Here is a 21,118-nt window from a genome sequence, read left to right as displayed (position 1 = left end):
TAATGCCAACCTCTCGAAAGTTATTTTATGCTGCGCTGATCATTATATTGTTAGCTTTTCTGCCTTTACTCGTTCAAAAAGGGGTAGCTAATGCCTATCACTTTAAGTCGCTTTATTATTTAAAGCTTTGGGAGAAACACGCAAAAGCGGATGAAGAGCAATATCAGCAAGCTAAAAAGGCTGCTACTTATGCTTATTCTTTAGATAATTCGAATCCACATTACTTACTCACTTTAGCTAAAGTAATAGAGTGGGGCAGTTATGCTGAGTTTGAACGTTTGGATGTATCATTCGTAACTTATTTATATGAAACAGCAATAACGCAAAGGCCCTTATGGCCAAATGCTTATGCTGATTTTGGGGCCATGATAGCTTTCAGTAGTGGAGATATTCATAAAGCATGGCCTTTACTGTTGCAAGGACAAGAAAAAGGCCCCTATACCCCGGAAGTCATTCGCCAAATATTGGCAGTTGGGTTTGCTTTTTGGGACGAGTTAACTGTGGAGCAGAAACAACAAGTAATAGATGTCGCTACGATAGCTACAGAGTCGAAATGGGATGTGAAGTTGACACTGCAATCACTTGTTAAGCAGTACGAGAAAGACCAAGTTTTGTGCACTTATTACAAATATTCTGGTAACAAGTTCTCTGAATCAGCGGCACATTGGATTACTGAATCTTTATGTCATCAAAATTATAAATAGGATGTAATGTTTAGATGATCACTTCTTCTCGACTTGCTAAATATATTGTTTTTATCTTATGTACGTTAATTGTTTTCTCGCCGATTCCATTAGGGAGTAATAGGATTTGGGCTTGGTCAATATTGGAGTTTGTGATATTGAGCTTAGGGTGCATACATATTGGATATTGTGCTAAATATGATAAGGCTTTTCTTAGTCATCAATGGCAAAAAACATTATTGATCCCTTTGGCTGTATTCTTAGGCTTTTTGTTTTTACAAGTGATTAATTTGATCCCTGGCATAGGTACTGTCGATAGTTACCAGACAACTCAGCAACTATTAAAAACATTAAGTTACCTTATTTTTGCTTTATTATTGAGTGAGTACTGTATTAATAGTCAAATGCTCAAGTGGATTGTATTTTCGATACTTTTATCTGGTTGTTTTCAAGCATTTTATGGCTCAACGATTCATCTAATGAATTTAGATGTTTCGCCAATATTTCATTATGCAGATGGTGATAAAGCAAGAGGCACATTCGCCTATCAAAATCACTATGCAAATTATCTCGCTCTATGTCTTTCGATTGCTATCGGTTGGCTGATTTCAGAATTAAAAACACAAAGTACTGATTTTGAGCTTAGACAGTTTTTGGTCACTAGCTTATCGACCTTATTTAGCCGAAAATTATTAATTCGTTTAGCTATAGTTCTTATGATTATTGGTCTCATTTTAAGTCGTTCAAGAATGGGAAATGCAGGCTTTTTTACCGCGCTTATTATTGTATCTGTCATAGCCATTTTTATTTATCGACGACCGCCCATATTGCTCAAACCCCTAGTTGTTAGCATTTTCATATTAGATTTGATCATTGTAGGTTCTATTTTTGGCGTTGAAAAAGTTAAGCAACGTATTGAAGATACTAGCTTCGCATCAGAAAGCAGGGATTTAGTTGTTATTGATAGCTTACCTATAATTGAACAAAACTGGCTAACTGGTACAGGTGGGGGCAGCTTTTATACTGTTTTTCCCGGCTTTCAACCTAGGCCTTACAGTGGATTTTATGACCATGCACATAATGAATATGTACAATTTTCGATAGAGTACGGTGTTGTTATTTCTGCCATGTTAGCATTATGGATGTTATATGCCTTCTTGTTAGCATGTAAAACCATGAAAAATAGGAATAATAAATTTTATAAAGGTGTGGCTTTTGGTTCGGCGATGGCCATTATTCATATGTGTGTTCATAATTTTGTAGACTTTAACCTTCAATCTCCAGCCAATACTCTATTGTTCATCACCATTATAAGCCTATGTTGGATTTCCAATAATCTTCCTTCTGACTTTAAGAAGAAACCACGGAGACATCGTGGGGATTAGATAAAAAAAATAAACTTCAATAATTTTAGATAATGACAATTTATTTTACTTTACTTAAAAAGGACTCTTATGAAAGTTGTAATTCCTGTTGCCGGTTTAGGAACCCGGATGTTGCCTGCAACAAAAGCCATCCCAAAAGAAATGCTGCCTTTGGTTGATAAACCTTTGATTCAATATATTGTTGATGAATGTGTTAAGGCTGGTGTTAAAGAGATTGTTCTGGTAACACATGCCAGTAAAAACGCAATCGAAAACCATTTTGATAAATCCTATGAACTTGAATCAACCCTTGAAAAGCGTGTAAAGCGTCAATTGCTCAAGGAAGTACAAGGGATTTGCCCTAAAGACGTTACAATCATGCATGTACGTCAGGGAGAGGCTAAAGGACTCGGACATGCGGTCTTATGTGCAAAGCCATGTATTGGCAACAACCCATTTGCTGTTGTTTTACCTGATGTCATCTTAGATGAGTACACAGCAAATCAAAGTTCTGAAAACTTAGCGTCAATGATCTCTCGTTACGAAGAAACGTCTTCAAGCCAAATCATGGTAGCTCCAGTTAAAGAAGAAGAAGTCCATAAATATGGTATCGCTGACTGTAACGGCTTCGATGTAAAGCCTGGTGAGTCAACTACAATTATTAAAATGGTAGAGAAACCAGCGGTTAATGAAGCGCCTTCAAATTTAGCTGTTGTGGGGCGATATGTCTTATCTGAAAAAATTTGGGATTTATTAGCCAAAACTCCAGCTGGAGCAGGGAATGAAATCCAGCTTACAGATGCCATTGATATGTTGATTGAATCTGATAAAGTTGAAGCGTTCAATATGACAGGTAAATCGCATGATTGTGGTGACAAACTAAGTTATATGGCAGCATTTGTTGAATATGGTTTAAATGATAAAAAACTTGGTGCAGACTTTAGAAAAATTATTGCTGGACTAGTTAACTAAAGAATTTATAGATTGTTATGAAAGCCTGCTTCTTAGCAGGCTTTTTTGTATCTAAATTAGATGCTAAGTGCTAAGTGCTAAGTGCTAAGTGCTAAGTGCTAAGTGCTAAGTGCTAAGTATTTACAATTACTTGCTGGACTTTAATAGATAAAAGAATGAATAAAAATTTGGAAATAATAGGGGAAATATTCTTGTAGAAGGCGTTTATAAATTGGTTGCGGGAGCTGGATTTGAACCAACGACCTTCGGGTTATGAGCCCGACGAGCTACCAAACTGCTCCATCCCGCGTCCGTATTTATTTAAAACACCATTGAAATGTATTGAACTGAAGTGAAACAGTATCTGTACAACTTATAAAGAGGTCTTTATAAGAAATTGGTTGCGGGAGCTGGATTTGAACCAACGACCTTCGGGTTATGAGCCCGACGAGCTACCAAACTGCTCCATCCCGCGTCCGATTTTTTCAATGTTATTAAGTGAGTGGTTGCGGGAGCTGGATTTGAACCAACGACCTTCGGGTTATGAGCCCGACGAGCTACCAAACTGCTCCATCCCGCGTCCGTACTTAATATTGATAGTTTTTATATTGGTTGCGGGAGCTGGATTTGAACCAACGACCTTCGGGTTATGAGCCCGACGAGCTACCAAACTGCTCCATCCCGCGTCCGAATATAAACTATCTTGCTTAAACAGAATGTTGAAAATATTAATTATCAACTTTGCAGTTTTATAAAGTGTCCAAATACTTGATTCACTTTAAAAATTGGTTGCGGGAGCTGGATTTGAACCAACGACCTTCGGGTTATGAGCCCGACGAGCTACCAAACTGCTCCATCCCGCGTCCGTTTAAGCGGGGCGAACTATAACGACCTATACAGTGCTTGGCAAGTCGAAATGACATTTTTATGATTGTTTGTTGGGTTAATGAGCACAAATCGCTATTTTGAAGGATTATTGTCTGGCTTTTGAGCATTATCAGTATTCTTTAATTTCCAGTATTGGAATTTTGAGATCAAAATCAGCCCCTCTAGTGATCTAAATTTCTACTTATTAAAGTGAGCTTAACGTAAAAAGGGGATAAAAAACCGAGATTTTGTGCTTTTCAGTGACATTTTCACACTTGAGATTTGGTTTAGGTATATAATGCCGACTTAATTATATCTGTGAGATGATGACTGCGATTCCATGTTAAATTTTTTTGCTGCTGCCCCTAAGGGTTTTGAATATAGCTTATCTAATGAGCTTAAAGAGTTTGGTGCTACTGATGTTAAGGAAAGCGTCGCTGGTGTGTATTTTTCTGCACCAATAGAACTTGCCTACCGAATTACATTATGGTCTCGACTCGCTAGCCGCATTGTCGTGGTTATCTATAAAGGTGCTTGTGAATCTGCTGAGCAACTATATAACGCAGCTTATGCTGTTGATTGGCCATCTCACTTTTCTAATAACAGTACTTTTGGTATCGATTTTCATGGTACTGGCGGTTTTATTAATAATACCCAGTTTGGTGCTTTAAAAATCAAAGATGCGGTAGTTGATCGCTTTCGTGATGACGGTAAAGAAAGACCGGACGTAGAGCGAATTAATTCAGACTTTAGAATTGATGCGCATTACCGTAATAATCAACTGACTATGTCGATTAACTTCTCCGGCCCTTCACTGCACCAACGCGGTTACCGCTCTACAACAGGTGAAGCGCCGCTAAAAGAAAACCTTGCAGCAAACATGCTAGCTCGAAGTGGCTGGCAAGCAAATCCTATTACCTTATTAGACCCTTTTTGCGGTAGTGGCACCGTTGTTATTGAAGCCGCATTAATGGCAGCTGATATTGCCCCAGGTTTGCAACGTGCAAGGTTTGGCTTTGAACATTGGCTTCAGCATGACGATAACGTTTGGCAAGATATCTTAGATGAAGCTCACGCAAGAGCTTCATTAGGTAAGACTCGCTGCGCGGTTAAATTCTTCGCATCAGATATTGATTCTCGTTTAGTCGCTTTAGCTAAAAAGAATGCTGAAAATGCCGGCGTTATCGATTTAATTGAATTTTCAGTCTCTGATGCACTAAATGTAACGCCGCCAGTTGCAGACGGTTTCCTTATTTCTAACCCTCCATACGGTGAGCGTTTAGGTAGCATTACTGAATTACTTCAGCTGTATTATCAGCTGGGTGATAAGTTTAAGAAAGACTTCGGCGGTTGGAAAATTGCCATGCTTTGTAGTGACATTGAATTATTGTCAGCATTAAAGCTTAAAGCTGATAAACAAATGAAGATGTTTAATGGCGCACTTGAATGTGGTTTTAATCTTTATACACTGCACGCAAAAAGCACTCGCCGCGAAGCACCTGTATTGCCAGAAGGTGTCGACATAGCCGACATTTCACCAGCATTTGCTAATCGTATTAAAAAGAATATGAAACAGCTGACTAAATGGGCGAAGAGAGAGGGCATAGATAGCTACCGCATTTATGATGCTGACTTGCCTGAATATAACGTCGCCGTTGATAAATATGTTGACCATGTTGTTATTCAAGAGTATTCAGCACCGGCCAGTATCCCTGAAGCGGTAACCAAACGTCGTTTAACCGATGTGTTGTTATCACTGCCAAATGCATTAGGCATTGACCCTGAACTAGTCACGTTAAAAACCCGTGAGCGTCAAAAGGGAACCAATCAATATCAAAAAATTGATGAGCAAAAACTTGAAATTATCACTCAAGAATATAATGCCCGCTTTAAATTAAACCTCACTGGATATCTAGATACAGGTTTATTCTTGGACCATCGCTTAACCCGTAAATTAGTCGGTGAAAAGTCTAAAGGTAAACGAGTATTGAACTTGTTCTCATACACAGGTAGTGCATCAGTTCATGCAGCACTTGGTGGTGCTAAGTCTGTCACGACAGTCGATATGTCAAATACCTACCTTGCTTGGGCTAAAGAAAACTTTGAGTTAAACAACCTCAATGTTAGACAGTACCAGTTTGAACAAGCAAACTGTATTCAATGGATTAAAGATTGTAATGAACAATTCGATTTGATTTTTATTGACCCGCCAACCTTCTCAAATTCAAAAAGAATGGAAGATAGCTGGGATGTTCAGCGTGACCATGCCGCTTTGCTGGTAGATTTGATTAAGTTGTTAAGCCCTAATGGCGAGATAATATTTTCGAATAATAAACGTAAATTTAAAATGGATATCAATCTTTTAAGCCAATATAAAATGGATATTAAGAACATTGATAATCAGACCTTACCAATGGATTATAAGCGTAATCCACACATCCATAATACATGGTTAATCACTCACGCTAAGTCGCCTTATAGCAGCTAAAGCATGCAGAGTAGTAATATGTTAACTAACACTATGAATAAAAATTCTAGCCTCATTTTATATCACACAGATGGTTGTCATCTGTGTGAGTTAGCTCAGTCATTAGTTGAACAATTAGACATGAGCTATGAGCATATTGATATTTGCGATGACGATCTATTAGCTGAGCGTTATGGTATTTCAATTCCAGTGTTAGTAATGGGTGACAAAGAGCTGTTTTGGCCATTTGATGGCGAGCAGTTAACTGATTTTATTAGGAGCGTCGTTTGAGTCTAGTTCGTATTAATAATGGATCGTTAGCCTATGGTTATACGCCATTATTGAAAAATTCTGATTTCACTATTTTACCTGGTGAGCGTGTTTGTATTGTTGGCCGAAATGGCGCAGGTAAATCAAGCTTGATGAAAGTGTTATCAGGAGATGTGTTACTTGATGATGGTGAATTTAACATTGCCTCCGATGTAACAGTAAGTCGATTGCAGCAAGACCCACCTAAGGCTGAAACAGGTACTGTATATAAGTATATTTCAGCAGGCCTGCAAGAAATTGGTGAGCAGCTTGAGCGTTACCATCAGCTTTCTCACGATGTTGCAACAGCTGAGCCTGATGCAATGGAGAAAATGCTCAATCAAATGACCCGCCTGCAAGAATCTCTTGATCATAATAATGGTTGGCAGTTGGATTCACGTATCATACAAAATTGTGAACTATTAGGCCTTGATCCTGATAAACCTTTAAACGAATTATCGGGTGGTTGGCAGCGTAAGGTTGCCTTAGCTCGAGCGTTAGTGAGCGAGCCAGACTTATTACTACTTGATGAACCAACTAACCACCTCGATATCGATACTATTGAATGGTTAGAGCAATTTTTGCTTAACTTCAAAGGTGCCATTGTTTTTGTAAGTCATGACCGTGGCTTTATTCATCGAATGGCGACTCGTATTGTTGATCTTGATCGTGGCGTTGTGACGTCATGGCCTGGTAACTACAAAATGTACTTAGAAGGCAAGCAAGAATGGTTGCGGGTTGAAGCAGAGCAAAATGCTCACTTTGATAAAAAACTAGCTGAAGAAGAAGCCTGGATCCGCCAAGGCGTAAAAGCGCGTCGAACTCGTAATGAAGGGCGCGTTAGAGCGTTAAAAGCATTAAGAAGTGAACGTAGTGAGCGCTTGAACCGTCAAGGCAATGCCAAGATGAATGTCAGTGATACTGAACGCTCTGGTAAGTTAGTATTTGATATCAAAAATATTAATTACAATTTACCTGAAAAAGATCTCGTTAAAAACTTCAGTTCAACAGTAATGCGTGGCGATAGAATTGCCTTAATCGGACCTAATGGTTGTGGTAAATCAACATTAATTAAGTTACTGATTGAGCAATTAACGCCGCAATCGGGCGAAGTGAAAGTAGGGACCAAGCTTGAAGTTGCCTATTTTGACCAATACCGCGAAGCACTTGATCCTGAAAAAACCGTTGAAGAAAACGTTGGCGATGGCAAAAGTACCGTTACGATTAACGGACAAGATCGTCACATCTTAAGTTATTTACAAGACTTTTTATTTTCTCCAGCAAGAGCAAGAACACCAGTCAAGGCATTATCAGGCGGTGAGAAAAACCGTTTGTTGCTTGCTCGTTTGCTTTTAAGACCTGCAAACTTAATTATTCTCGATGAACCAACCAATGACCTTGATGTTGAGACCCTAGAATTGTTAGAGTCTTTGCTTACTGATTTTGCTGGGACATTACTGATTGTTAGTCATGACCGTGAATTTATTGATAATACCGTAACCAGTAGTTGGTGGTTTGCAGGTAATGGTGGCTGGCATGAATATGTTGGTGGCTATAATGATGCCGTTTCTCAGGGCGCTAAATTTTATTCTGAGGAACCTGAAGCCGCATCTGTTGTCATAGCATCAGCGCCTGTTGAAACTAAGACTGAAAAGCCTAAGCAAACAGCTACTAACGCGCCGAAAAAATTATCGTTCAAACTTCAACGTGAACTCGACCAATTGCCGAGTAAGATGGAGAAGTTGGAACAAGAAGTAGAAGAATTACAAAATACTGTGGCTTCGGCTGATTTTTATAGCCAACCACAAGATGCTGTCAATACAGTGCTGCAAGCATTGGCGACAAAAGAACAAGAATTGGACACTTGCTTTGAACGTTGGGAAGAACTCGAGTCATTGAAGTAAGCGCATAATAAAAATAGGAATTAAAATGAAGTCGAAGTTTGATAAGGCATTATCTGTCGTTGCCTTGAGTGTGCTTGGCGCTATTGGAAGTGTCCATGCTGCACCTGTATACGAAATTGTAAACATTGAAGATTTTGATCTTAAAGGTAATGTCGATGGCACCAGCCGTGGCTACGCTCTGGGTGTTAATGCTAACGATGAAATGGTGGGGGTATCTAAAGGTAAGAAAAAATTATCTGTAGATGATGAAGATGACGATGGTGTTATCGACGTTGAAGATGGTATTGCTCCTGAAGAAGCTATTGTATATTCAGTTTTTTTACCGATTATTGCCAATAACTATACATTTACTGCTGAAGAAAATGATGCTGAGTCACCTTGGAATCCAAATTTCTTTAGTATTAATGGCACCACAGCCCCTACTGAAGTGGATGATGAAGGTGAGTTAATTATTAACTCAGTGGATACTTTTTTCTATGGTATGAATGACAGTAATGTCAAAGTAGGCGCATACACTGCACCAGAAAAAACCATGGATTATGAAGGCAGTGATGAAGACCAAGAGTTTTGGTATTACCGTGACTTTGAATTGCGCGGAGTCGCGGTAACCGAAGATGGAACTGAAATTGAACTAGTTCCATCGTATGAAACCTATGTTCGTGAAGATGATGATTTTGTTGTTGAACTAGGTGGCTGGTCAGCTGCAGCAGCAGTAAACAGTAATAACCTTGTTGCGGGTTATGCAAGTACAGATATTACCGATTTCAGTTCAGATCGTGTTGATAGTTGTATTGATGCTAGTCAAGATGAAGATGCTGAGTTTCCTGTGCCAGTTGAGATTTGCGTACAAGCAGATCAATATCCATCTAATGGTGTAAGAAATATTTCTTATCAAACTCGTGCTCATGTATGGCAGATTGAAGCTGATAATACTATCCCTGAAGATAATATCATTGAGCTTCCACTGGGTTTGACGCCGGATGAAGATTCAACGTTAAATTACACCGCTCAAGGTTTAGGGCTGAATAACAATGATGTCATCGTCGGAAGATCGCATACTTACCGAAATGGTAAAGAAGACGACCTATATCAAGATGCAGCATATTGGCAGAAAAATACCACTACAGGCGAATACGAATATAACTGGATTGATCCTGATATCTTTAGTGACACAGTCTACAGTTCAATAGCCTATGATATTAATGATAACGGTATTGTTGTTGGTAGCTTTCAAAAGTATATCAGCGGTTATTTAAGAGAAAAATTCTTTTACTATGACATCAATGATCCCGCAGCTGAAATTGTCGTGCCTGATGATTTTCAAGAAGGATTGTCGGATTTAACTAGTAAACCAAAAGCGATCAATAATGTTGGTCAAGTCGTGGGTAACATTGAAGTTACTTATGATAAAGATAAGCCGCGTCCAAAAGCGGGCTTCTTGTTTAACATGAATGATAACGAGTTTATTAATATCAATAATAACCTAACGTGTGAATCGAAAGGTTACGAGCAAGATGAAGATGGTGAGTGGACTCGTCATCAAGTTGAAGTGATTGATGGTGATGGCTCTATTTTAACTTACGGTGCTGAATTCTATGTTGTTGAAGCTAACAGTATTAACGAACAAGGAACAATCGTAGGTACAGCATTCGTTCGTAAACCAGTATACCAATATGATAGCGATGGGAATTTGATTTTAGGTGAAAATGGCACTCCGCTATTTGAAATCGATGGTAATGGCGATCCTGTTACTTCATTCTTAACCAGAATGGTAGTACTTAAGCCTACATCTGGTAACCAAGAAGCGTGTACAGAATCTGATCTCGTAGAAGATGAACCTTATGTACGTAAAGGTGCAGCTTCTTTAGCATGGTTATTGGGTTTACCATTACTTTGGTTACGTCGTCGTAAAATGAAATAGTCTGAGCATTTTTTGAACAAAAAGTCGAGGTTTTTTCCTCGGTTTTTTTTTGCCTTTTTTCTCAATATCTTAATTAAAAATGCATAAATTTGTCATAAATCGACATTGATCTTGTATGAATTTTCGCCTATCTCTTATGTTGAAGCCATTAGTGAGGTACAGACTAATTAGGCTTAATTAACAAAACGAGGATGTGTTAATGAAAAGACAAAAAAGAGATCGACTAGATAGAGCTTTTTCTAAAGGTTTCCAAGCGGGAATTGCAGGACGTTCAAAAGAACTTTGTCCATATGGAACTTTAGATTCTAAATCACAATGGTTAGGCGGGTGGCGTGAAGGTGTTGATGGCCGTTTAAGCGGTTTATTTAATAAATAGATGTAATTTGATTTAAGAATATAAAAAGCCCTCATAAGACATATGAGGGCTTTTAAGAAAATACTATAGATGTTTTGTGGGGCTCGAACTTTTCGATAGATTAGGTTTTACTTTTAGATTCTTTCAATCTACTCATCGCCACAAAATTTATCTTAATTAGAATGAAGAAGTATCAGTAAAAATACCCACTTTAAGATCTGTTGCTGAGTAAATCTCGCGGCCATCAACTTCCATGACTGCATCAGCAATGCCCATTACGAGTTTACGATGAATTTTACGTTTCAGGGTTAACTTATATGTGACCTTTTTAGCTTCTGGTAAAACTTGCCCAGTAAATTTAACTTCACCGACTCCTAAAGCACGGCCTTTACCTTCAGCGCCTTCCCAACCAAGATAAAAACCGACGAGTTGCCACATAGCATCTAAGCCTAAACAGCCTGGCATAACTGGATCGCCATTAAAGTGACAATCGAAAAACCATAAGTCAGGTGTAATATCCAGTTCAGCTACGATTTCGCCTTTACCGAACTCACCACCGTCTTCATTAATCTTAGTGATACGGTCGATCATCAACATATTATCGACAGGTAAGCGAGGTGAGTTAGGTGCAAAAAGGTTACCATTACCACATGCGATTAACTCTTCTTTAGTGAAACTGTTAGCTTTTACCATTTAAAATATTACCACTTGATGTTGAGTAGGGTGACAAGATAGCGAACACGTGTAAGCTAAACAACTCCGATCACTAAATTATCCGTAATTTTATTAATATTTTTTGTATAAATGATGGCTCAATCTCGTCATCATCTTGACCAGCCATTTTTTCTAGACGTTGTTGTACTAAACCATATAAAGATTTCTCTGGAAAATCATTATCTTCATTTCGCTCACCTGCTGAAATCTGCATGAGTAACGAAATGGCTTCATCCATATGTTCTATGGCGTGAACATGAAATAAACCTTTGGATATGGCTTCTATAACTTCAGGTTCTAAGTTTAATTGCAACACATTCGCTTTTGGAATAATGACACTATGTTCACCATTTAATCCACGTACTTTACATAAATTAAAGAAGCCTTCGATTTTTTCATTCACGCCGCCAATCGCTTGCACATTACCAAATTGATCAAGTGCACCAGTTACAGCAAAAGCTTGATTGATGGGTTGCTCTGCAATTGATGACATAAGGCAACAATATTCGGCTAGGGAAGCGCTGTCGCCATCAATTTCTTGATATGATTGCTCGAAAACGATGTTAGCATTTAGATGTAACGGCGCGTCACGACCAAATATACGATATAACGAGGCAGATAAAATCATCATGCCTTTTGTATGTATATTGCCACCTAACTCCGACTTTCTTTCAATATCGATGACTTCACCATCACCATAATGCACTGTGGTGGTAATTCTGGCGGGCTCACCATAACTAGCATCTTGAGTATCAACAACAGTGAGTCCATTGATTTGGCCTATCATCTCATCTGTAGTTTGCAGATTAATGAAATTATCAGAAAAACTCTGTGCTGCATAAACCTCAGAACTGTCATGACGATTTTTAGCATTTACAAGGGCTTTTGATATAGAAGAAGCAGTTACTGCTTTAGTTGCTTTTAATGAATTGGCCTGCGTCATGACTTGCGCTATTTGCAACATTGATAAACTTAAGCGTTGCTGGTGCTCAGTAAGCTTTGCGCTATACCAAAATAACGGCATGATTGAAGATAACTCCAATTCAACATTATATTCATTGGCTAAACTTACAAGCCATTGTAAATACTGACTTTCAGAATATTTAGTCAAATCTAATTCTGAATTAACTTCAGCAAGCAATGGGAAGTATTTAAAAAATACTCTGTCATCGCTGCGTAAGTGGGTGAATAAATTGACTGCACCGACAAAGATAATTTTGCAATTAAGCGGAATAGGGGCAAGTTCGCTATTAATGCGATAATGACCTTGTTCTAGAATTTGCATCACAAATTCCCACAGGCCTTCACGTTTCCATAGCGATTCTACATCAATAAAAACAAAATGATTGGAAGCTAATATACCAGGCTTATATTGACTAGATTTTTCGGTTTTCTGCATTTTACCAATCAAGTCGGCCCGACGAATTTGACCGCTAACATAGCTAAACAATTGGTTTTGGTTTGCAATAGTACCGACGTTAGCCGAAGGCAGTTCAGTTTGCCAGCGAAAGCTAAAGTCTTGATTTTCATTTTGACTCTTAGTGGCTACCAGATATGAGTCAGATGGCGTATCAGTTTGCCCAACCAAGGCCTTAATGAAAAGCTCACGATCGATGCTGGCAAAATCGGCAAGATATAGATGTTGATTTTTGACTTTTGACATCAAATTAAATGCATCTACACAGCGCTCTTGACCAAGTAATAAGTGGCTTAAATATACGGTACTTGGTAGAGATTGAGGCAAGGTGAACTGCGGTGCAAGTTGCGAGCTTGGGATTAAAGTTGTGGTCATAGCAACAAATGTTAGAAATAATTAAATCGATTTTAGCACACAATATCGTCATATCATTGAAATGATTCAACCATTATTGCGTTTGAATCTGGCCTTTTAGATTACTTTTGATTTCTTTAATGAGTTGTTTAGGCTCGGTTTGGTTAAAAAAACACTAAAAAGACTATTTGATGACCATTTGAATAAGTTTTTAAAAAATCATGTTTACAAGTGAGTCTGATACTTATATTATTCTCGGCGTTCGGAGAGATGGCAGAGTGGTCGAATGCACCGGTCTTGAAAACCGGCATGGGTTTGTAGCCCATCTAGGGTTCAAATCCCTATCTCTCCGCCATATTTAGAAAAGCCCGCTATTTTATAGCGGGCTTTTTGCTATCTAGAATTTAATATATAAAACTCCATGGGTTTGTAGTTCATCAATGTAGGCTTCAAATCCTTATCTCTCGGCCATATTTAGAAAAGCTCGTTACTGCAAAGTAACGAGTTTTTTGCTATTTGGAATTTGAGATAGTTTGACGAGATAGTTCAAAGGTTTGTAGCTCATCAATGTAGGCTTCAAATCCCTATCTCTCAGCCATATATAGAAAAGCCCGCTATTTTATAGCGGGCTTTTTGCTATCTAGAATTTAATATATAAAACTACATGGGTTTGTAGTTCATCAATGTAGGCTTCAAATCCTTATCTCTCCGCCGTATTTAGAAAAGCTCGTTACTGCAAAGTAACGAGCTTTTTGCTATCTAGATTTGAGATAGTTTGACGAGAGAGTTCAACGGTTTGTAGCGCATCAATGTAGGCTTCAAATCCTTATCTCTCGGCCATATTTAGAAAAGCTCGTTACTGCAAAGTAACGAGTTTTTTGCTATCTAGAATTTGAGATAGTTAGACGAGAGAGTTCAAAGGTTTGTAGCGCATCAATGTAGGGTTCCTTTTTCAAAATACGCTATCTCTACGCCATATCTAGAAAACCTGTTATTGCAAAGTAGCGGGCTTTTTGCTTTCTTGAGATTGAGTTACTAAAGAAGGTAGTTAAAGCGCTTCTAGAAGATGAATGTAGAGGTTATCTAAAATCGGTCTAATAACCTTTATTAACATTGTTTAATTCAAGTTGCAGAATTAATAGTATGTGGATTGATACAATTCAGCATATACTTCAGCTTCACACTTAAATATGGAATAAACTTTGTTGTTTCAACGTCTGAAAATCATTTTATTGTTGTTAATATCGCTGAGTAGCTTCTCTGCGATTGCACAAGTGCAGCTAAATGATGGGCAGAATTTGAAACAAGCTGAAATTTCAAATTTTGTTCAAAGTGATTTCAAAAAACAAGTTAGTGATTTAAATTCTCAGTACTCAAACAAACTTGATCTTTTTTCGAAAGCGAGTGTGTCCGAAGGACAAGATTACATTCAAGCTCTTCTTAAAAGTCAGCCACAAAAAAAGCAAGCCTCACCGGAGCAAGAGCAACCACTCATTAGCGAATTAGCCAGTGTTAACTTTTTCAATGAAGTTAGGCGTGTGGTTAGTAGTGATAACCGTGCAGGTGTAGGTGCAAAACCTAATTATTTTTTACAAATTGCTTTTTTTGAACCCGCTATTTTTAATCGCTTTATCCCCCCAGTAGAAAAGCCTAAATTTGCCTCTCATTGGACTAGTCAGCTATCTAGTACTGTTTCTCGCCTATCCGGCTGGAAAGACGGTAATAGTCTTTATACTCATAATCACATACGTTTTAGTTAACCCTCTGTTATTTAATTAAATTAGTTATTGCCTGCTTATGGCAATTTTCAGTGCCCTTGTAGATACCTGTTTGAGCCATTTTCTTTCGAGTTTGAATCGTAAGAATTATGCTCACGCACATTCTTTGGTTCACAAGTGCACGGGTTCATTCTTAACAGAGAATAAAAACGTGAATAAAAAAACACCTCAACTTCCAATTAATCGCTTTGCGACTTGGAAATACATCGTGCTGCTTATTAGCATTGTAATGATGTTTCTTAGCGCTATACCGTCACTTTTTGGCGAAAATGCTGCGCTGCATATTAACGCTAGGGATAACCAAATACCGATATCACAGCTTGTTAAGCAGTTAAATAGCGAAGATATTTCGACGAATTACGTTACTCAAACACCAGACAAAATAACCATTGTGTTGAACGATCCAAACCAGCAATCCATAGCGAAAACATCGATGGAGTCTTACTTGGCAGACGATGATGTCGTTGTGGCATTAGCTATGGAATCTGATGCACCTAAATGGTTAACCGACTTAGGGTTTAATCCAATTAAGTTAGGTCTAGATCTACGTGGAGGCGTGCAGTTTTTACTGGATGTAGATATGGAACCGGTTTACCACGCCCATCGTCAAATGGTGATTGATGAATTTAGGCAAATGGTCAGGGGCAGCCAAGGTCGGCATGTAGATGGCAAAGTTCAGCTTAACTTTCGAAATGCTGTCGATTTACAAACTGGTGTAGCTAGCGCGCGTGAAGAGTTTCCTCAATGGCAGCGCAGTGTGAATGGCAATACATTGGTATTAACTCAAACTGAAGAAGCCCGTGAAGCGCTCCGTAGTACAACGGTACAACAAAACCTGCAAATTATGCGTAGCCGTATTGAACACCTTGGGATTACTGAAGCATCGGTTCAACGCCAAGGCCAGAACCGGATTCGCATTGAACTACCTGGCGTGCAAGATCCTGCAACGGCTAAAAATGTGATCGGCGCGACAGCATCTTTATCTTTTCATGCTTTGGCTGAGCCGCGTTCGCCTATGGCGATGTCAGTGGATGATGAAAATGGCAGAGCTGTTCATTTAAACAGAAGGGCGATTTTGGGTGGTGAACATATCATTGATGCTAGAGCAAGTATCGGTGAAATGGGCATGCCACAAGTTAACCTGACATTAGACTCTGCAGGCGGTAGAAAAATATCATCATTCTCACGGGATAATATTGGTAATCCAATGGCAACGCTTTATAACGAATTTAGCCAAGGAAAAGACGGCGAAAGCGTAGAGAAAAGTAAAGTGATAAGTGTTGCGACTATTCAGGCTCACCTTGGTAACCGGTTTATGATTTCAGGTAGTGGCAATTTAGCAGAGTCACAAGAGTTGGCGATGTTACTTAGCGCTGGCTCTTTAACTGCACCAGTCACCATAGTTGAAGAGCGTACTATCGGACCAAGCCTTGGCGCGGACAACGTTAAAAACGGTTTTGCTGCGTTGGCATTGGGACTCGGTTTAACACTGACATTTATTGCCTTTTGGTATCGACGCTTAGGTTGGGTGGCAAATTCTGCTTTATGTATCAACCTTGTCATGCTGGTAGGTTTGATTGCTTTAATTCCTGGCGCGGTATTGACCATGCCTGGTATTGCCGGATTGGTATTGACCGTGGGGATGGCGGTCGACACTAACGTACTTATTTTTGAGCGTATAAGGGACAAAATGAAGCTAGGTAATAGCTTTGCTCAATCTATTAATAGTGGGTTTGATAGCGCATTTTCATCGATTTGGGACGCTAACTTAACCACTATGATTGTGGCTATCGCGCTTTACTCTATAGGTAATGGACCTATACAAGGTTTTGCGCTGACGTTAGGACTTGGGTTATTGACCAGCATGTTTACCGGTATTTTCCTTTCAAGAGCAATTATCAATTTAGTGTGGGGACGTGATAAACGTCGTATGGTAAAAATATGAATAACTTCATTTCAAAATTTTCAAAAAATCAGCCAGATAATAACCAAATGAAAACGGGTTTAACTCGAATTAGATTTTTACTCACGAGCTTTTCAGTATTGATGTTGCTGATTTCAATATTGATGATTGGTCTTAAAGGCTTCAATTGGGGGCTGGATTTCACTGGCGGTGTAGTGACAGAAGTGACACTCGATAATAAAGTGACATTGACTGAATTGAACCAACATTTGGATAAAGTGTTAGATCAAGATGTTCAAGTGATAAAAGCCTCTGAAGATGGCCAATGGATATTACGTTACAGCGAAGAAGTAACGGGTGATATGAGCATTACAGAGCAATTAGCGACGATAAGCGAAAAGGTGGAATTGGTAAGTCATAGTATTGTTGGGCCACAGGTGGGTAATGAGATGGTCGAACAAGGAGGTCTGGCTGTTTTAGTGTGCTTAACGATGATCATGGTGTACTTGAGTTTGCGTTTTGATTGGCGTTTAGCATCCGGAGCTTTACTTGCTTTGATGACGGATATCATTATTGTTCTAGGGGTATTTGCTGTACTGCAGTTAGAATTTAATTTAACGGTTTTAGCGGCGTTATTAGCAGTATTAGGTTACTCACTCAATGACTCAATCATCATTGCTGATCGCGTCAGAGAAATCATGCGAATGAGACCTAATGGTGATACCAATGAAATTATCAATGAAGCGGTTAAGGCTACTTTTTCACGTACATTAGTTACCTCAGGTACAACACTTGTGACTGTATCGAGCTTATGGTTGTTAGCGGGAGCCAGTTTACAAGGATTCTCAATTGCCTTATTTGTGGGAATAGTCTGCGGAACCTGTTCATCTATAGCGCTCGGGGTGACAATGCCGCAATTGTTTGGTTTAAAACCAGCGGACTATATTCCACAGCCAATAGATGTTGAGGAAACCTATTCGTAACGGCCTAGTTGAAGTTTGCGAATACAAGCTTTGTCATTTTAAAATTCGATAGTGAAATTAAAAACCAGCCCCATGGCTGGTTTTTATTATACATTTTAGTGTCTAACTACATATGTTAGCGTTTAAATAAGTATTTAATCGCCTAACTGCATATGGCCAATAACTGCGGCAAATATTTTTTGTCTAGGTTTGCTATTTCGGTTTGTTCTTGTAGCACACTATTGAGTATTTCATGGGTGGTGAGTGGATTAGCCAGTACGACTCTGAACACCGTTGTTGTTTGTCGTTGGTATTTTGCGGGTTTAATTCTTGTACGAGAAACAAATGATTTACCTTGCTCACGTTGATGTTTTTGAATAAACCGAGTTAATCCATCAAGCAATTTATTACACTTATTGAGCGTATCAGTGTCATTGTGAGTAATGGCATCATTGATAAAGGCTTGAACTTGCTGAGGAACAAATCGGTAGGTCAAGATGCAAAGTTCAGGCTCTGTAATGAGTTCAAAATCTTGGTGATTGCTAATCTTTTTTGCAAAGTAACGTGCTTTTTCAAGGCTGTTATTGATTAAAATTTCGTAACCTTCACTGCCAATGATTTGTAAGCAAGCATGCACTAACATCGCCATACCTGGTCTAGAGCCTTCTAGCGTTTGGCTACCTAAATCTTTAGAGCCGACACGAAGAATGTACTCAGCATGGTGTGCAATCGCATGTGCTAGTTCAGGATCTTTAAATAGCACCATTCCAGCGCCCATTGGCACATACATTTGTTTATGAGCATCTATGGTGACAGAATCAGCTAGTTCAATACCTTTAAGTAAATAACGGTACTTGTTCGATAATAAACTAGCGCCGCCCCAAGCTGCGTCAACGTGGAAGTGACATTGTAATTCAGAGGCTAATTGTGCAAGTTCAGTTAATGGGTCAATATTGCCGGTTTCAGTGGTGCCAGCAACCCCAACAATTGCCATCACTTTGATGTTGTCTTTTTCAAGCCTAGCGGCTGTTTGACGCATCTGTTGTACATCGACTTTGTTGTCAGCGTCAGTTGGGATACTAATGATATTGTCACGACCAATGCCAAGTAAATCTGCAGTTTTACCTATCGAATAATGACCACGTTCAGAGACTAAAATAGCTAAATCATCATAACCATAATGTTTTAGTGCCCGGGGCAAGCCTTCTCGATTAATCCCTTTAAAATTGCCGTCGGCTTTGAGTAGCTGGTTTCGTGCAATCCATAAAGCGGTAATATTGGCTACAGTGCCCCCAGAGCAAAATGCGCCAAGCGAGTAATTCGCGCTGTGCATCCACTGGTCATAAAAATTATTAGATTGATCAAAAATTAAATGATGCATCATACCGAGCACCTGACGTTCAAGCGGTGTAAAGGCTTTCGATGTTTCAATTTTGACCAGGTTTTGATTTAAGCCCACCATCATTTTTGAAAGTGGCAAAACAAAGTAGGGCAGTGCAGAGGTCATGTGGCCGATGAAACTTGGCGCTGAGGTATGTACTGAGTGCGCCACTAAGTTTTTCATGATTTCATCAGTGTAATCTGATACAAACCTTGGTGACTCTGGAATTTGATAGGCGCAAAAATCTTGTTCGATTAGCGTTAAAGGTTTTTCAAGGGCGGCAATGCTGTTACCTAAAAAGCCCGCTAAGTCTTCAGAAAGCTTCTGCTCAATGATACTTAGCGTGGATTCCGCATCTTCAGGAATAGTAAAAATACGTAGAAGGCTCGCTTCTGATGCTTGGGCTTGTCGGTAGTTCTTTGCGGTCATGTAATCGTGCCATCATTTTTATTTTTCAGCCAAGAAGCGTTAAATCATTAATAGGCTTCTTGGCAATTATGAGGGCTAACTTTACTTCATGGATTATAGGTCAGCAAGTTTTTGCTAAAATCGAGCTGATTTATAATGAAAGCTTTAGCGTCGCGGCGATATTTTGAGCGGTATTAACCAAATTATTATGGGCATCAGCTAAAATATCATCCAAAGGCGCAAGCGCTGGAATGATAGGGAAAATCGCTGTCATGCCTTTTTCTAGAATGAGTTCAGCGCCTTCACCTAAACAACCTGCAATACCGATGACAGGGATCTGCTGGTTTAGTGCTTGTTGCATCACTCCCATAGGTGTTTTACCACTTAAAGTTTGGCTATCCATTCTACCTTCGCCAGTGATGACGATATTCGCCCCTTGCATTAACTCTGCTAATTTCACTGATTTAATCACAATGTCGACACCAGGCTGAAGCTCAGCGTTTAGTAAAGTCATGACCCCAAAGCCCATTCCGCCAGCTGCGCCAGCTCCAGGGTATTGTGCTATATCATTAGCTAGCTGTAATGTTGGTGTGCTATTGACGATACTTGCAAAGTGATTAAGCGTGTTATCTAACTCAGAGACCATTTCCGGTGTCGCGCCTTTTTGCGGACCGAAAATTGCTGAAGCGCCATTATTGCCGCATAAAGGATTATCAACATCGCATGCCACTTCGATTTTGCAGTTAGCAATCAGTGGATGTGCAGTTGAATCGTCGATATAAGCTAATTGACTTAAACCCGCAGCGCCGTAACTGATTGAAGTACCTTGAGCTGTATTTAGTTTAAAACCTAACGCTTGCGCCATACCTGCGCCGCCATCATTGGTTGCGCTGCCACCTAAGCCTACAATAATGTGGTTAATACCCTTATCAAGCGCATCTCGGATAAGCTCACCTGTGCCATAGCTAGTTGTTAGCATTGGATTACGTCTATCACGTTCAATGTGATGTAAGCCAGAAGCTTCAGCCATCTCAATCACAGCGGTGACACTGTTGGTATATTTTCCTTGAGATCCTAATATGCCATATTGCGCGTTAACAGGTTGTCCATCGGGACCTGTCACTTGCAGGGTTTCTAGTCTTCCACCAGTGGCATCAACCATGGCTTGTACAGTGCCTTCTCCACCATCAGCCATCGGTACTTTACAAAATTCAGCGTCAGGAAAAACTCGTTTAAAACCTTCCTCTATCGCATTAGCAACACCTAATGCACTAAGGCTTTCTTTAAATGAGTCAGGGGCAATGACTATTTTCATATCAGATCTCTTGGGCTAAGTTAAACGACTAAAAGTGCCACCCTRTAYAGGGTGGCACTTTTAGT

Annotated in this window: 15 protein-coding genes and 6 tRNA genes; 12 read left to right on the top strand and 9 right to left on the bottom strand. The window is 39.3% G+C overall.

Annotated features, from left to right (window positions below):
* The first annotated feature begins 2 nt into the window (after positions 1-2).
* The 3 genes from FNZ24_RS12435 (at position 3) to galU (ending at position 3,019) form a co-directional block, all read left to right on the top strand.
* Entirely contained in the window at positions 3-704 is a 702-nt protein-coding gene (locus FNZ24_RS12435; protein ID WP_153914798.1) for a hypothetical protein, read from the top strand.
* Between the two features lie 14 nt (positions 705-718).
* Positions 719-2,068 carry an O-antigen ligase family protein gene (locus FNZ24_RS12430; protein ID WP_153914797.1) on the top strand — a complete coding sequence of 450 codons (1,350 nt, stop codon included), beginning with the start codon at positions 719-721 and terminating at the stop codon, positions 2,066-2,068.
* 69 nt (positions 2,069-2,137) lie between these two features.
* Positions 2,138-3,019 (top strand): UTP--glucose-1-phosphate uridylyltransferase GalU, encoded by an 882-nt coding sequence (gene galU / locus FNZ24_RS12425; RefSeq protein WP_153914796.1) that lies wholly within the window; start codon positions 2,138-2,140, stop codon positions 3,017-3,019.
* 212 nt (positions 3,020-3,231) lie between these two features.
* Here galU and FNZ24_RS12420 read toward each other — a convergent pair.
* From FNZ24_RS12420 to FNZ24_RS12400, 5 genes are all read right to left on the bottom strand, one after another.
* Positions 3,232-3,308, bottom strand: a tRNA-Met gene (locus tag FNZ24_RS12420).
* An 88-nt stretch (positions 3,309-3,396) separates the two neighbouring features.
* Positions 3,397-3,473 (bottom strand) — tRNA-Met (locus FNZ24_RS12415).
* Positions 3,474-3,501: 28 nt separating this feature from the next.
* A tRNA-Met gene (locus FNZ24_RS12410) sits at positions 3,502-3,578 on the bottom strand.
* A gap of 29 nt (positions 3,579-3,607) precedes the next feature.
* Positions 3,608-3,684: transfer RNA gene (locus FNZ24_RS12405), tRNA-Met, on the bottom strand.
* A gap of 100 nt (positions 3,685-3,784) precedes the next feature.
* A tRNA-Met gene (locus tag FNZ24_RS12400) sits at positions 3,785-3,861 on the bottom strand.
* A gap of 344 nt (positions 3,862-4,205) precedes the next feature.
* Here FNZ24_RS12400 and rlmKL point away from each other — a divergent pair.
* The 5 genes from rlmKL to rmf all read left to right on the top strand — a co-directional run bounded on the left by rlmKL (position 4,206) and on the right by rmf (position 10,842).
* A complete protein-coding gene (gene rlmKL / locus FNZ24_RS12395) occupies positions 4,206-6,353 on the top strand; it encodes a bifunctional 23S rRNA (guanine(2069)-N(7))-methyltransferase RlmK/23S rRNA (guanine(2445)-N(2))-methyltransferase RlmL (RefSeq protein WP_153914795.1) in 2,148 nt (715 codons plus the stop codon).
* 3 nt (positions 6,354-6,356) lie between these two features.
* Positions 6,357-6,623, top strand: a complete 267-nt coding sequence (locus FNZ24_RS12390) for a glutaredoxin family protein (RefSeq protein WP_228768471.1) — start codon at positions 6,357-6,359, stop codon at positions 6,621-6,623.
* The gene (locus FNZ24_RS12385) at positions 6,620-8,545 is read left to right on the top strand and encodes an ABC transporter ATP-binding protein (protein ID WP_153914794.1); all 1,926 of its coding nucleotides are present in this window, start codon (positions 6,620-6,622) and stop codon (positions 8,543-8,545) included. Before FNZ24_RS12390 ends, FNZ24_RS12385 begins: the two co-directional genes overlap by 4 nt.
* Before the next feature lie 25 nt (positions 8,546-8,570).
* Positions 8,571-10,466, top strand: a complete 1,896-nt coding sequence (locus FNZ24_RS12380; RefSeq protein ID WP_153914793.1) for a DUF3466 family protein — start codon at positions 8,571-8,573, stop codon at positions 10,464-10,466.
* A gap of 199 nt (positions 10,467-10,665) precedes the next feature.
* Complete coding sequence (gene rmf, locus FNZ24_RS12375) at positions 10,666-10,842, top strand: ribosome modulation factor (RefSeq protein ID WP_102528615.1); 177 nt, start codon at positions 10,666-10,668, stop codon at positions 10,840-10,842.
* A gap of 156 nt (positions 10,843-10,998) precedes the next feature.
* On the opposite strand, the gene fabA is transcribed toward rmf, so the two are convergent.
* Positions 10,999-11,514 carry a bifunctional 3-hydroxydecanoyl-ACP dehydratase/trans-2-decenoyl-ACP isomerase gene (gene fabA, locus FNZ24_RS12370; protein WP_153914792.1) on the bottom strand — a complete coding sequence of 172 codons (516 nt, stop codon included), beginning with the start codon at positions 11,512-11,514 and terminating at the stop codon, positions 10,999-11,001.
* A gap of 73 nt (positions 11,515-11,587) precedes the next feature.
* On the bottom strand, positions 11,588-13,327 hold the full coding sequence (locus tag FNZ24_RS12365) for a S16 family serine protease (RefSeq protein WP_153914791.1): 1,740 nt from the start codon (positions 13,325-13,327) through the stop codon (positions 11,588-11,590).
* Between the two features lie 243 nt (positions 13,328-13,570).
* Here FNZ24_RS12365 and FNZ24_RS12360 point away from each other — a divergent pair.
* The 4 genes from FNZ24_RS12360 to secF all read left to right on the top strand — a co-directional run bounded on the left by FNZ24_RS12360 (position 13,571) and on the right by secF (position 17,970).
* Positions 13,571-13,661, top strand: a tRNA-Ser gene (locus FNZ24_RS12360).
* Between the two features lie 847 nt (positions 13,662-14,508).
* Positions 14,509-15,066 carry a hypothetical protein gene (locus FNZ24_RS12355; RefSeq protein WP_153914790.1) on the top strand — a complete coding sequence of 186 codons (558 nt, stop codon included), beginning with the start codon at positions 14,509-14,511 and terminating at the stop codon, positions 15,064-15,066.
* 169 nt (positions 15,067-15,235) lie between these two features.
* On the top strand, positions 15,236-17,029 hold the full coding sequence (gene secD / locus FNZ24_RS12350; RefSeq protein ID WP_228768470.1) for a protein translocase subunit SecD: 1,794 nt from the start codon (positions 15,236-15,238) through the stop codon (positions 17,027-17,029).
* 47 nt (positions 17,030-17,076) lie between these two features.
* Entirely contained in the window at positions 17,077-17,970 is an 894-nt protein-coding gene (secF, locus tag FNZ24_RS12345) for a protein translocase subunit SecF (RefSeq protein ID WP_153914823.1), read from the top strand.
* Positions 17,971-18,112: 142 nt separating this feature from the next.
* Here the strand turns inward: secF and panP are convergent, their stop codons facing one another.
* Together panP and FNZ24_RS12335 are read right to left on the bottom strand one after the other, a co-directional pair.
* A complete protein-coding gene (gene panP / locus FNZ24_RS12340; protein ID WP_153914788.1) occupies positions 18,113-19,759 on the bottom strand; it encodes a pyridoxal-dependent aspartate 1-decarboxylase PanP in 1,647 nt (548 codons plus the stop codon).
* Between the two features lie 130 nt (positions 19,760-19,889).
* Entirely contained in the window at positions 19,890-21,053 is a 1,164-nt protein-coding gene (locus tag FNZ24_RS12335) for a glycerate kinase (protein ID WP_153914787.1), read from the bottom strand.
* Positions 21,054-21,118 lie beyond the last annotated feature (65 nt).

The sequence above is a fragment of the Shewanella sp. TC10 genome (assembly GCF_009663145.1).
Taxonomy (GTDB): domain Bacteria; phylum Pseudomonadota; class Gammaproteobacteria; order Enterobacterales; family Shewanellaceae; genus Shewanella.
The sequence above is the reverse complement of the archived record's forward strand: the minus strand, read 5'-3'. Positions and strand labels throughout refer to the sequence as shown.